Origin of the sequence: Mycobacterium sp., assembly GCF_035623875.1 — a bacterium.
GTDB lineage: Bacteria > Actinomycetota > Actinomycetes > Mycobacteriales > Mycobacteriaceae > Mycobacterium.
Map to the genome: position 1 here is coordinate 24,398 of NZ_DASPSP010000116.1, position 12,639 is coordinate 37,036.

General features: G+C 65.7%; 9 protein-coding genes and 1 pseudogene. 4 read left to right on the forward strand and 6 right to left on the reverse strand.

Annotated elements, in window-relative coordinates; translation table 11 throughout:
* Positions 1-56 precede the first annotated feature (56 nt).
* From fgd to VEI45_RS09590, 3 genes are read left to right on the forward strand one after another with little or no spacing between them, the layout of a single operon-like run.
* Positions 57-1,067, forward strand: a complete 1,011-nt coding sequence (gene fgd, locus VEI45_RS09580) for a glucose-6-phosphate dehydrogenase (coenzyme-F420) (RefSeq protein WP_324852511.1) — start codon at positions 57-59, stop codon at positions 1,065-1,067.
* A gap of 8 nt (positions 1,068-1,075) precedes the next feature.
* Complete coding sequence (pta, locus tag VEI45_RS09585; RefSeq protein WP_324852491.1) at positions 1,076-3,151, forward strand: phosphate acetyltransferase; 2,076 nt, start codon at positions 1,076-1,078, stop codon at positions 3,149-3,151.
* The gene (locus VEI45_RS09590) at positions 3,141-4,289 is read left to right on the forward strand and encodes an acetate kinase (RefSeq protein ID WP_324852493.1); all 1,149 of its coding nucleotides are present in this window, start codon (positions 3,141-3,143) and stop codon (positions 4,287-4,289) included. The genes pta and VEI45_RS09590 overlap by 11 nt, the downstream gene beginning before the upstream one ends.
* A 292-nt stretch (positions 4,290-4,581) precedes the next feature.
* Here VEI45_RS09590 and VEI45_RS09595 read toward each other — a convergent pair whose 3' ends face one another.
* From VEI45_RS09595 to glnX, 5 genes are all read right to left on the reverse strand, one after another.
* Positions 4,582-5,781, reverse strand: coding sequence for a DUF1501 domain-containing protein (locus VEI45_RS09595; protein ID WP_324852495.1), 1,200 nt, complete (start codon positions 5,779-5,781; stop codon positions 4,582-4,584).
* Between the two features lie 11 nt (positions 5,782-5,792).
* The gene (locus VEI45_RS09600; protein WP_324852497.1) at positions 5,793-7,109 is read right to left on the reverse strand and encodes a DUF1800 domain-containing protein; all 1,317 of its coding nucleotides are present in this window, start codon (positions 7,107-7,109) and stop codon (positions 5,793-5,795) included.
* Between the two features lie 144 nt (positions 7,110-7,253).
* Positions 7,254-9,545, reverse strand: coding sequence for a serine/threonine-protein kinase PknG (locus tag VEI45_RS09605; protein ID WP_324852498.1), 2,292 nt, complete (start codon positions 9,543-9,545; stop codon positions 7,254-7,256).
* The gene (locus VEI45_RS09610; RefSeq protein WP_324852500.1) at positions 9,545-10,525 is read right to left on the reverse strand and encodes a glutamate ABC transporter substrate-binding protein; all 981 of its coding nucleotides are present in this window, start codon (positions 10,523-10,525) and stop codon (positions 9,545-9,547) included. Before VEI45_RS09610 ends, VEI45_RS09605 begins: the two co-directional genes overlap by 1 nt.
* Positions 10,522-11,841, reverse strand: coding sequence for a protein kinase G-activating protein GlnX (gene glnX, locus VEI45_RS09615; protein WP_324852502.1), 1,320 nt, complete (start codon positions 11,839-11,841; stop codon positions 10,522-10,524). Before glnX ends, VEI45_RS09610 begins: the two co-directional genes overlap by 4 nt.
* A 108-nt stretch (positions 11,842-11,949) precedes the next feature.
* Between glnX and VEI45_RS09620 the strand changes: the two genes are divergently transcribed.
* Entirely contained in the window at positions 11,950-12,573 is a 624-nt protein-coding gene (locus VEI45_RS09620; RefSeq protein ID WP_324852504.1) for an NUDIX hydrolase, read from the forward strand.
* Here the strand turns inward: VEI45_RS09620 and VEI45_RS09625 are convergent.
* Positions 12,545-12,639, reverse strand: a pseudogene (locus VEI45_RS09625) (thiamine phosphate synthase); the annotation flags it as partial. The gene VEI45_RS09620 and the pseudogene VEI45_RS09625 sit on opposite strands and share 29 nt — an antisense overlap.

Consider the following 12,639-nt stretch of genomic DNA (forward strand, 5'->3'; position numbering starts at 1 on the left):
CCGCTGCGCCCGGCTCCGCCGCGCTTGCGATCGACGCGTGGAGTAGAAACAACAGCGTGGCTGAACTCAAACTCGGATACAAGGCGTCGGCGGAGCAGTTCGCGCCGCGGGAACTCGTCGAGCTGGCGGTCGCCGCCGAAGCGCACGGCATGGACAGCGCGACGGTCAGCGACCACTTCCAGCCGTGGCGTCACGAGGGCGGACACGCACCGTTCTCGCTCGCCTGGATGACCGCCGTGGGTGAACGCACCAAGCGGATCACGTTGGGCACCTCGGTGCTCACCCCGACGTTCCGGTACAACCCGGCCGTGATCGCCCAGGCGTTCGCCACCATGAGTTGTCTGTATCCGGGTCGGATCTTCCTGGGGGTCGGCACCGGTGAGGCGCTCAACGAGGTCGCCACCGGATACCAGGGCGACTGGCCGGAATTCAAGGAACGGTTCGCCCGCTTGCGCGAATCGGTGCGGCTGATGCGCGAGCTGTGGCGCGGTGACCGCGTCGACTTCGACGGCGACTTCTACCGTCTCAAAGGAGCCTCGATTTACGACGTGCCCGAGGGCGGGGTGCCGATCTACGTCGCGGCCGGTGGTCCGGCGGTGGCGAAGTACGCCGGACGCGCCGGCGATGGCTTCATCTGCACGTCCGGCAAGGGTGAGGAACTCTACAAGGACAAGCTGATGCCGGCTGTCAGTGAAGGTGCAGCGGCCGCCGACCGAAACGTCGACGATATCGACAAGATGATCGAGATCAAGATCTCCTACGATCCCGACCCGAAGCTGGCATTGGAGAACACTCGGTTCTGGGCGCCGCTGTCGCTGACCGCCGAGCAGAAGCACAGCATCGACGACCCGATCGAGATGGAGAAGGCCGCTGACGCGCTGCCGATCGAGCAGGTGGCCAAGCGCTGGATTGTCTCCTCGGATCCCGACGAGGCCGTCGAAAAAGTGGGCCAGTACGTCACCTGGGGCCTCAACCACCTGGTGTTCCACGCGCCGGGGCACGACCAGCGCCGATTCCTGGAGCTTTTCCAGAAGGACCTCGAGCCGCGGCTGCGCCGGCTGGGTTGAGCCCTAACGTGGCTGCCTCCAGCATTTACATCGCGGCGACCGAGGGCGACACCGGCAAGTCGGCGATCGCGCTGGGAATCCTGCACCGGCTGGCCGCCACGGTGGCGAGAGTTGGTGTGTTCCGGCCGATTACGCGAGTGGGCGGCGAAGACCGCGACTACATCCTGGACCTGCTGCTGGCGCAGACCACCGCCAGCCTGCCCTACGAGCGCTGCATCGGCGTGACCTACCAGCAGTTGCACTCCGATCGCGACGCCGCCATCGACGAGATCGTCGAGCGGTATCATGCGATGGCCTCTGAGTGCGACGCGGTCGTCATCGTCGGCAGCGACTACACCGACGTCGCAAGTCCCGCCGAGCTGAACGTCAACGCCCGTATCGCGGTGAACCTCGGCGCGCCGGTGCTGCTGGTGGTGCGGGCCAAGGGCCGCACCACCGAGCAAGTCGCCGACGTCGCCGAGGTGTGTCTGGCCGAGCTGGCCGCCCAGCGCGCGCATACCGCGGCCGTGGTGGCCAACCGCTGCGAGCCATCGCAGCTGGGCGCCGTCGCCGAGGCGTTGCGCGCATTCGCCCCGCAGACCTATGTGCTGCCAGACGAGCCGCTGCTGGCCGCGCCGACGGTAGCCGACCTGCAGCAAGCCGTGAACGGCACACTGGTCAGCGGTGATACCGCGCTGATGGGACGTGAAGTGATGGGTGTGGTGGTCGCGGGGATGACCGCCGAGCATGTGCTGGAGCGGCTAAGTGACGCGGTCGTGGTGATCACTCCCGGTGACCGCTCGGACGTGGTGCTGGCTGTCGCCAGCGCGCATGGCGCCGAAGGCTTTCCGTCGTTGTCTTGCATGATCCTCAACGGCGGGTTCCAGCTGCATTTGTCGATCGCGGCGCTGGTATCCGGCCTTCGGCTGCGGCTGCCGATCATCGCCACCGTGTTAGGCACTTTCGAAACGGCCGGCGCGGTGGCCGCGATACGCGGACGGGTCACCGTGGACTCGCAGCGCAAGATCGACATCGCGCTGGAACTGATGGAACACCACGTCGACCTCGGGGATCTGTTGGCCCAGTTGGCCATCCCGATCCCGAGGGTGACCACACCGCAGATGTTCACCTATCAACTGCGCGAGCGGGCCCGCTCGGATCGCAAACATATCGTGCTTGCCGAAGGGGACGACGATCGCATCCTAAAGTCGGCCGGGCGGGTGCTACAGCGCGGGATCGCCGACCTGACCATCCTCGGCGACGAGCTTCAGGTCCGCTTACGCGCAACTGAACTCGGTGTTGATCTGGCCGACGCGGCGGTGATCGACCCGCGCACCAGCGAGTTGTGCGATCAGTTCGCCGACCAGTACGCGGAGTTGCGTAAGCATAAAGGCGTCACCGTCGAGCAGGCCCGGGAGATCATGCACGACGTGTCGTATTTCGGAACCATGCTGGTCTACAACTCCCATGTTGACGGAATGGTGTCCGGCGTTGCGCACACCACGGCGCACACGGTTCGCCCGGCCTTCGAGATCATCGGGACAGCGCCCGACATTTCCATTGTGTCCAGCATCTTTCTGATGTGCCTGCCGGATCGGGTGCTGGCATACGGTGACTGCGCGATCGTCCGCGACCCGACGGTCGACCAACTCGCCGATATCGCCATCAGCTCCGCGCATACTGCCGCCCAATTCGGCATTGAGCCGCGGGTGGCTATGCTGTCCTATTCCACCGGCGAATCCGGCACCGGCGCAGACGTCGACAAGGTCAGGGAGGCAACCGCATTGGTGCGCACTCGGGCGCCGCAGCTGCTGGTCGAGGGTCCGATCCAGTACGACGCTGCGGTGGAGCCCTCTGTCGCCGCAACCAAGATGCGTGACTCGGCGCTCGCCGGACAGGCTACGGTGCTGATCTTTCCCGACCTGAACACCGGCAACAACACCTACAAGGCGGTGCAGCGCAGCGCCGGCGCGATCGCGATCGGTCCGGTGCTGCAAGGGTTGAACAAGCCGGTGAACGACCTGTCTCGCGGCGCGCGCGTCGAAGACATCGTCAACACCGTCGCTATCACCGCGATCCAAGCCCAGGGCGCCAATGGCCGGTGACCGCCTGGTGCTGGTGATCAACTCCGGCTCGTCGTCTCTGAAATACCATCTGATTCAGCCTGATTCGGGTAGTTCGTTCGCGGACGGGATCGTCGAGCGGATCGGCGAGCCGTCTTCGCCGGTTGCCGACCACGACGCGGCGCTGCGGATCGCGTTCGACCAGTTGTCTGAAGCTGGTATCGATTTGAAGGCATGTGGACTCGCGGCAGTCGGACACCGGGTAGTGCACGGCGGTGCCGTGTTCTACCAACCGACGGTCGTTGACGACGCGGTTATCGACGAACTCAAGCAGGTGTCGGTGCTGGCGCCTTTACACAATCCGCCTGCCGTGCAGGGTATCGAGGTGGCTCGCAAGATGCTGCCGGAGGTGCCCCATGTCGCGGTGTTCGACACGGCGTTCTTTCACCACCTGCCGGCGGCGGCGGCGACCTATGCGATCGACCGTGACTTGTCGCACAAGTGGGAGATTCGCCGATACGGATTCCACGGCACGTCGCACCAATACGTCAGCGAACAGGTCGCGGCGTTCCTGGGCAGGCCGCTGCGGGATCTGAATCAGATTGTGCTGCATCTGGGTAACGGCGCCTCGGCCTCGGCGATCGCGGCGGGTCGGCCCGTCGACACCTCGATGGGGTTGACCCCGTTGGAGGGTCTGGTGATGGGTACCCGCAGCGGCGACGTGGACGCCGGTGTCATCGGCTACCTGTGCCGCGCTGCGAAGATGAGTGTGGACGAAGTCGAATCGATGCTCAACCACCAGTCCGGGGTGCTGGGTCTGGCCGGCGAGCGGGACTTTCGCCGGCTGCATGAGATGATCGAATCCGGTAACAGTTCAGCACAATTAGCCTACGACGTGTTCATCCACAGGCTGCGTAAATACGTCGGTGCTTACCTGGCGGTGTTGGGCCGTACCGATGTGGTGAGCTTCACCGCGGGCATCGGCGAGCATGCCGCGTGGGTACGCCGCGACGCGCTGAGCGGGCTGAGGGCGTTGGGCATCGAGGTCGATGAGCACCGAAACTCACAGTCCGGCAATGATGCTCGACGGATTTCGGCCGACACTTCGCCGATCTCCGTGCTGGTGATCCCGACCAACGAAGAGCTGGCCATCGCCCGCGACTGCATACGAGCGATCTAGACGCCGCGGCCAATCTCAGGGAACCAAGCCGGCGCGCAGCTCGGCCCGTTTTACGTAGATTTGCGCGCATCGCATCACTGCCACTGGCCAGGCGTGTCCGAAGGTGGGCGTTGCGAAGGGACAAGCTCGGCTAAAGCACCAGAATCCGGGCGGCGAAGCTTGCGGCGGCGGCGGTATCATCCGCGCGGGTCGGTGGCGATCGGCGCAACCTTTGCCGGCTATAGCATCTTGCGGCTGTTGGGGTTCGGGGGTCACCTTCCGGCGGCCGACGACCCCGGGTCGTGGGCGCCGCCTACAGGAATCCCAGGCTTTCGCGACCGGCGCCGACCGACGGTGTGGGGTCGGTCTGAACCGTCTTTGCCAGCAGCTCGTAGTAGACGTCCCGGAAGTCGTTGGTGGGCTTCAGATCGCCGTTGTCGAGGTCGGTGAGACTGGGTTCGTCGCCGTAGAAGCCGCCCTTCACCGGCGCTCCGGCGACGAACACCGGGCCGGCGGTGCCGTGGTCGGTGCCCTGCGAGGCGTTGGCCCTAACGCGTCGACCGAACTCCGAATACGCCAGCAACACAACGTTTTTACCGTATCGATCATCGGCCATCTGCTGAAGGAATGGCGTTACCGCTTCGTCGAGGGTCTGCAGCTGGCGCTGCTGGGTCCCTTTTTCGTCGGCATGCGTATCGAATCCGCCCAGCTGCACCGCGTACACCCGGGTGGGCACCGCCGCTTTAACCGCCGCCACCACCATGCTCAGCTGGCTGGCCAGCGAGTTGTGTTTCCCGCCCTTCCCGTCGGACGGTTTGATCGGGCCGAAGGTCGTATCGATGGTACGGGTGGCACGATAGGCGTCACAGACCGCCGCCATCGCCGGCGTGTCATTGGGGTCGTCGGCACCCAGCGCGTCCATCGTCGCGGCGAACTTGTCCGCTGACTCGGGCTTTTCCGATGGTGAAAGTGTTGCCGCCGTGCATCTTTCACCAACTGCGAGCGGCGGCAGGACGGAGCCGATGTTGACCGCACGCAGCGGGTCGTTGCCGGTGGCATCCAGCCAGCGGCCGATCCATCCCGTCGGTACGGGATCGGCCGGCGAAGCGGTCTGCCAGATGTCCATCGACCTGAAGTGACTGTGGTCGGGTTGCGGATAGCTCACGCCGCGCACAATCGCCAGCTTCCGGCTGTTCCACTGCTGAGCCAGGCCTTTAAGCGCTGGATTCAGTCCGAGCTGGCCGTCCAGCACAAGCACATCGCCTGGGGCATAGGCAAGTTCAGGTCGGGCGTCGTGATAAGCGTTGTCGGCGTACGGAATCACGGTGTTGATGCCGTCGTTGCCGCCGTAGAGCGTGAGGATCACCAGGACGCCGCTGCCCTCGGCCAGCGGTCGCTGCTTGGCTTCGCGCATCAGGTCGGGCCAGCTGACGGCGCAGGCACCCGACAGCAGACCGGCTGCGCTAACACCCGCGCTGGCGATCAAGAACTTGCGGCGACTCAAATCAGGCATCGGCATACTCGCTAAGACGTCAGGTATTCGGGCGTGTTGACGGCCGCGGCGACCAGCTGAACCGGCTTGCGCACTAACGGCTCCAGGGCCTTGACGGTCCGGTCCGACCATGCTCCGACCCCGATCAGGTAGCCGACGGCATCGATCCGGTCATCAACTGCGCCGTCTTCGATGCTCGACAGGTCACCGGCGCGGGCCAATTGGGTCGCGGCGCGCATCCGTACGTCGGCGCTGGCGGTTGACATCCAGACCCGGCCGTGCGTCCACCCGCCGACATCCGGTGGATAGAACGGTCGTTGCCCGAGGGCGTGCAGCGTGGAGTCCACCATCTTCACTCGCGCCGGGGTGTCGACGGTTACGCCCAAGCTGCGGATCACGCCGACCAGCCACTCGACCGGCGTGTTGACGATGGCCGCTCGGCTACTGACGAATTCGTCATCGGTGAGGATTGCGTGAGTCAATGCCCGCAGGTTGCGTCCGGGGCCGTAGGCGCTGACCAAGCGGTCGAGTGCCTGCAGGGACGGCGGGGTGTCAGCCGCTAGCTGCTGCCACAGTCGTCCGGCAACGTATTGCGGCGATTTCGGCTGGGCTAGCACGGCGTCACAGAATCCGGCAGCGTCGAAATTACGGGTGACCCCGAAGATCGTCTTGGCCGTGTGGTCGTGCCGCCTGGGCGCCATCGATGTTTCGCCACCGGGCCGAATGACCCATCCGGTCAGCGCGCGGGCACCCTGGCGCACATCTTCCTCGGTATACCCATTTCCGTGCCCAAGCGTGAACAACTCCATGAATTCCCGCGCGAGGTTTTCGTTGGGCGCCTTGGCGGTGTTGGTCTGAGCGTCCAGCCAACGCATCATCGCCGCGTCGGTCAACATGGTGTAGGCGAGTGTGCGGAAATCGCCGAGAGACAGGCTGCGCAGTTTATGGTTCTGCGCCGCCATGTATCGCGCGAACCTCACCTTCTCGGCGGAAGTGGCAAAGTGGTTGTGCCACAACAGCGTCAGCTTTTCGTGAATCGGCTGCTGCACCGCGACCATGCGGCGCAACCACCACCCCGACAACTCGGTCATCTGTCCGGACAGCTGGTGGTTGAACAACTTGCGGTCTGCGACTGACGCCCCCTTGCCGGGGCCGCGCAGGGCCGGCGGCGTCGGCATCGGTGTCGCGACGGCGCCTGGGTCGGCGTCGGGATCCGCGCCCAGAGCGGCGTCGACGTATTTCGACCAATTTTGGGCAGTCACGGCGTCGACCTGCCGGCCGGTCACTCCGAACCCGACCCGGCGCAGGACGCGGGCAGTAGTGATCCACCCATCCGACTGGCCGGCCATGGCCTAACGGTGCCTGACTTCTCTTGCGATTTGCTTGCGGCCCTGCTTACAAATTGATGGGGGGCGTGCCGCCAAGCGGGAACCGCGTAGCCCGGGTGGGTGCAATCGTCCGCGGCATGGGGAACCGTTCGTTTTGCAACCGAGTTAGAACGTGCTGGTGGGCCGTACCCGGTTGGCCATGTCGACCAGCGTGTAGCGGTGCGCCTGCGTCGGCGCCGCCCGGGCCAGCCCGCGCAGCGACGCCTCGACGCCGAGTCGCAGCCCATGTTCAGTGAACGGAAAGCCGAGAATGTGGTTGGTGCTGGCGTTATGTTCTCCCAGCCAGTCCAACGCGCTACCCAGTACCAATGCGCGGATCTGCAGCACTCGCGGCTCGGTCGGCGGCAGCGCCTCCACCCGCCGCGCGGCGTCGCGGATCTGCTCTTCGGTGATTTCGCTCGCCGACCGGCCGGACAGCAGCGTCACTGCACTTGTCAGCCGCGCGGTGGTGAAATGCCTTGATGTGGAAGGCACTTCGTCGAGAGTGCGTACCGCTCCGGCGCGATCCCCCTCCACCGACTTTGCTCTGGCCAGTCCAAAGGCCGCCGAAATCACCCCGTCGTCGGTGTTCCACACCTCTTCGTAGTACTTGTGTTCGTCTGAGCTACCGGCTAATTCGGCGGTTGCGGCCAGCGCCATCTTGGGCGCCAACTCGCCGGGGAAGGTGTCCAGCACCTCGCTGAAATGCTTGCTAGCCGATTCGTAATCGCCGGTGAGCAGCTCGGAGACCGCGCGGTACCAAACCAGCCGCCATCGCCAGCCGACCCGCTCGGCCAGGTCGTCGAGCTTGCGGGTGGCCTTGGCCACGTCGCCGAGGTCGAGCAGCGCCCGCACCTCCATCAGCGGCAGCTCGACAGACTCCGATAAGTCGATGTCCTCGGAATCCCTTGCGCCGTGGCGGAATGCGCGCAGCGAGTCCAGCGTCTGCACCGGTTGGGACAGGACGGTCGCTCCCAGCAGCGGGGCGGCGACGTCGGCCGGATCCACCAGTGGCACCTGCAGCGCGGTGACGATCTCCTTGGCCGTCAGCTTCTCCGAATGCACATGGCCGTCCAGGTATACGTCCGTATGCGCGACCAACAGGTCTTCCCCGAACGTGGAGCGGCTGCGGCTGAAGATCGTCGACAAGCCCGGCCGCCGCACACCGGTGTCCTGGGCGACCACCTCGCGCAGGACACCCGACAACTGCCCGGACATCTCTTCGGCGCTGGCGAACCGCCGGCGTGGATCGGGGTCGATTGCACGACGCAACAACCGGGCGAACGAGTCGTACCTGTTGAGCACCGGGTCGTCTTCGGGGAGCCCATCGACATACCGGCCGCCGCGGGTGCGCAATTTCAACGTCAGAGCCGCGAGTGTGCGCCCGACCGTGTAAATGTCGCTGGCCACCGTCGGGCCGGTCCGTACGATCTCGGGGGCCTGGTAACCCGGTGTGCCGTAAAGGTAGCCGAATGAGTTGATCCGCGACACCGCTCCCAGGTCGATCAGCTTGAGCTGTTCTTCGGTGAGCATGGTGTTTTCCGGCTTGAGGTCGTTGTAGACCAAACCGATGGAATGCAAATAGCTCAGTGCCGGAAGGATTTCCAAAACGTAGGCGATGGCTTCGGCGACGGGCAGCTTCTCGCCTTTGCGACGTTTGAGCGATTGCCCGCCGACATACTCCATGACGATGTAGCCGACGGGTTCCCCGTGCCGGTCGGTGTGCTCGACGAAGTTGAAGATCTGGACGATCGACGGGTGCACCACCTCGGCGAGGAATCGCCGCTCGGCCATTGCGATCGCCTGAGCCTCGGCGTCGCCGGAATGCACCAGGCCTTTGAGCACTACCGGACGATCGTTGACGTTGCGGTCCAGCGCCAGGTACACCCAGCCCAGCCCACCGTGCGCGATGCAGCCCCTGATTTCGTACTGACCGGCGACGACGTCACCCGGACTCAGCTGCGGGAGAAACGAATACGGGCTGCCGCAGTATGGGCACCAGCCCTCCGATAGTGCCTTGCCGTCCGCGCTGGATCGGCCGACTGGTCGCCCACAGTTCCAGCAGAACCGTTTGGATTCCGGCACAACCGGATTGGGCATCAATGCTTCGAGCGGGTCGATGTCGGGCACCCGCGGAATCTCGACCAGGCCGCCGCCCAGCCGCCGGACCGGCGCCCGCGTTGTCGGCTTCGCGCGTTCTTGCGGCTCAGTGTCAACGATTTGCGCCGGCGTGGCTTCGGAGTCGTCGTCGAACTCGGGGCGGAAGACCGCCTGCGTGGTCACCGGGCGGCCCTGCGAGGACGAATCCACCGTCGCATCGGCGGGCTCGGTTCCGGGGCTGGCTTCGCTGTCCTGGACGGCGTCCTGCGAGCCGTCGTCGACGTCTTGGCGTTCCGGATCCGCCGGTTGCTCGGCCATCAGTCCACGTACCTTGGGCTCGGCGGGGCCGGTGCCGGACCCAGCACGGTTAACCATTTGCGGTACAAGGCGTTCCAGGTGCCGTCGCGGCGAATACGTTCCAGGGTGCCGTTGACGAACCGGACCAGCCCGGTGTTGTCCAGCTTGATCCCGATGCCGTACGGCTGAGTACCCATGTTGGGTCCGACCAGGTGCAGGTACGGGTCCTGGGAAACCAGTCCGGCCAGGATGGAGTCATCGGTGCTGATCGCGTCGACTTGCCGCTGCTGCAGCGTTACCAGACAGTCGGCCCAGTTGACCACCTCCACCACGATCGGCGGCGGCGCGATCTCCTGGATCCGGTGCAGCGACGTGGTGCCCTTCGCGACACAGACCCGCTTGCCGGAAAGATCGGACGGCTTGGTGATCGGGGAGTCGCGCGACGCCAGGATGCGCTGGTAGGCGTCGAGGTAGACGGTGGAGAAGTTGACCTGCTTGCGCCGTTCGCAGGTGATGGTCATCGTCTTGGCGACGATGTCGACCTCCGACTTCTCCAGCGCGGTGATGCGCTCGTCAGACGACAGGATTCGGTACTCGACTTGCGACGGGTTGCCGAAGATATCGCGTGCCACCTCGCCGGCTATGTCGACGTCGAAGCCGGTGATCTCGCCGGTGATCGGGTCGCGGAAGCTGAACAGGTTACTGCCGATGTCCAGGCCGACGATCAGCCTGCCGCGAGCCCGGATGTTCGCCAGCGCGGCGTCGGCGTCGACCGGATTGGTAAATGGGCGCAGGCTGGCGGTGGGGTTGCAGCTGTCGGGGTTGTCCGGCGGCAGAGGCGGTTTGGGCGGCATCACCTGCATACCCGCCGGTGTGGGCGGCGGCAGGGTCGGCACCGGCGTCACCACCATGGCGGCCGAGTGACTACATCCGGCCAGCACCGTGGCCGCCGCCAGGGCGGCGCACAGGAGGCCCGGAGGGCGCCTGGTGATCGATGTCATCGGTACTCGCTCAGCCGGGGCCACAACCCAAGAGCGACCGCGACGGCCGCGCCGAGGCTGAGCACGACACCACCGACCGTCGCGCCGGCCAGCCCGCGGCGCGCGTTGAGGATGTCGTCGCGCAGTTCGTTGCGACTCTGCTCCAAGGCCTTACCCAAGGCACGGTCGAGTTTGTCGAACGCGGGGGTGGAGTCGTTCTCACCGGTGCCCAGCGCGACCTGGGTGGCGGCCCGATAATTGCCCACCGAGATGTAGGAGTTGATCCGGTCGTCGGCCCGCCGCCACTGGGTCAGCAGTTCATCGGCGCCCCGCAAGTCGCTCTTGTCGACGGCGTCGCCGCGAGCCAGATATTCGTCGAGCTGCTTGTGCATGGTGTCGATGCGTTCGTAGAAGGACTGCCTGCGGACCTCTTCGTCCCCGCGCCGGATCAGTGACAGCGTCTCGTCAGCACGGGCCTGCTGGGCATTGATGGACATATTCGTGATGGTCTTCAGCGACTCTGCCGCAGTGTTTTTGGCGCTGCGGCTGCCGCTGGTGGAAATCGCAAGAGCAGTCCCCACCCAAACCACCATAACGAGAATCGCGAGTGCGCCCACGACAAGACCAGGGTTGATACGCCGTTTGGTGCGTCGGGCCAGCCAGCGGTGGGCGAACGAGCCAAACGCTGCCGTGGCGATGACGACGAGGATCACCGGAGCCGGGATCTGCGTCGACGCCGTGGTCTCGGCGTCCACCCGTTCCGACGTCTGGCGATAAAGCTGTTGGGCGTCCGGCAGGATCGTCGACTGCATGAGCGCCGACGCCTCGGACAGATATGACGACCCGACTGGGTTACCGGCCCGGCTATTAGTGCGCGCGATCTCGATCAGCCCGGTGTAGACCGCCAATTCGGCGTTGATCCGCCCGAGCAACTGCACCAGCGGCTCGTCGGTCAACCCGCTCGACGCCCGGGTCACCGCGACCGCCGCGTCGGTAATCGCCTGCTCGTAGCGTTGCCGGACGGTGCGCGGTTCGGCCTGAGCGATGAAGGCGGTCGCGGCTGCCGCGTCGGCCACCGACAGCGTGGTGTATAGCCGTCCGGCCGCGTACGCCAGCGGCTCGGTGTGCTTCAACACGGTGGTCAGTGCCTGCTGCCGCTGGTTGATCGTGGTCGAAGTGGCGAACGCGCTGAGCCCGCCGAGGATCGCCAGGATGAGACCGATGGTCAGGATGCGGCCCGGCGTCGTCGCGATGAACCACCACCGGGGGTGCTCTGGAACGGTCGGCAACCGCGAACCAAGTGGCTCGGTCGACGGATGCGCCAACTCAACGGTCACGTCTGTTCCGACCTCATCTTTCGCGCGTACGTGTCACGAACTCTATAAGCAAAGTCTAAGAGTGTTTTCCCCAGATGCGGGGACGTGAGGGCTGCTTATCCTGAACGCGTGCGCGGCGACGGTGACGGATGGGTGGTGTCCGACAGCGGGATGCACTACTGGGGTCGGCACGGCGCGGCGGGTTTACTGCTGAGAGCGCCCCGGCCCGACGGCACACCGGCGGTGTTGCTGCAGCACCGGGCGCCGTGGAGTCATCAGGGCGGAACGTGGGGTCTGCCGGGCGGCGCCCGCGACAGCCATGAGACCGCCGAGCAGGCCGCCGTCCGTGAGGCGCATGAGGAGGCGGGGCTGCCCAGCGAGCAGCTTTCGGTGCGGGCCACCGTGATAACCGCCACCGCCAGCGGCACCCACTGGACATACACCACCGTTGTTGCCGACGCAGGCGAACTGCTGCACACCATGCCCAACCGGGAAAGCGCCGAACTGCGCTGGGTCAGCGAGGACGAGGTGGCCGATCTGCCGCTGCACCCCGGTTTCGCCGCCAGCTGGCAACGACTGCGCACCGCACCGGCGGTCGTTCCATTGAGCCACGGTGACGAGCGGCGGCGCCACCTGCCACGCACCGTCGAGATCGAGGCGGGCGTCTTCGTCTGGTGCACCGCGGGCAAACCCGACCATGCGCCGTCCCTGCTGAGTTCCCGGATCAGCTCGCTGCTGCAAGCGCCGAACTGAGCCGCTGCGCCGCAGCCCGCGGGTCCTCCGCCGCTGTGATCGCCCGGACCACGACGATGCGGCGGG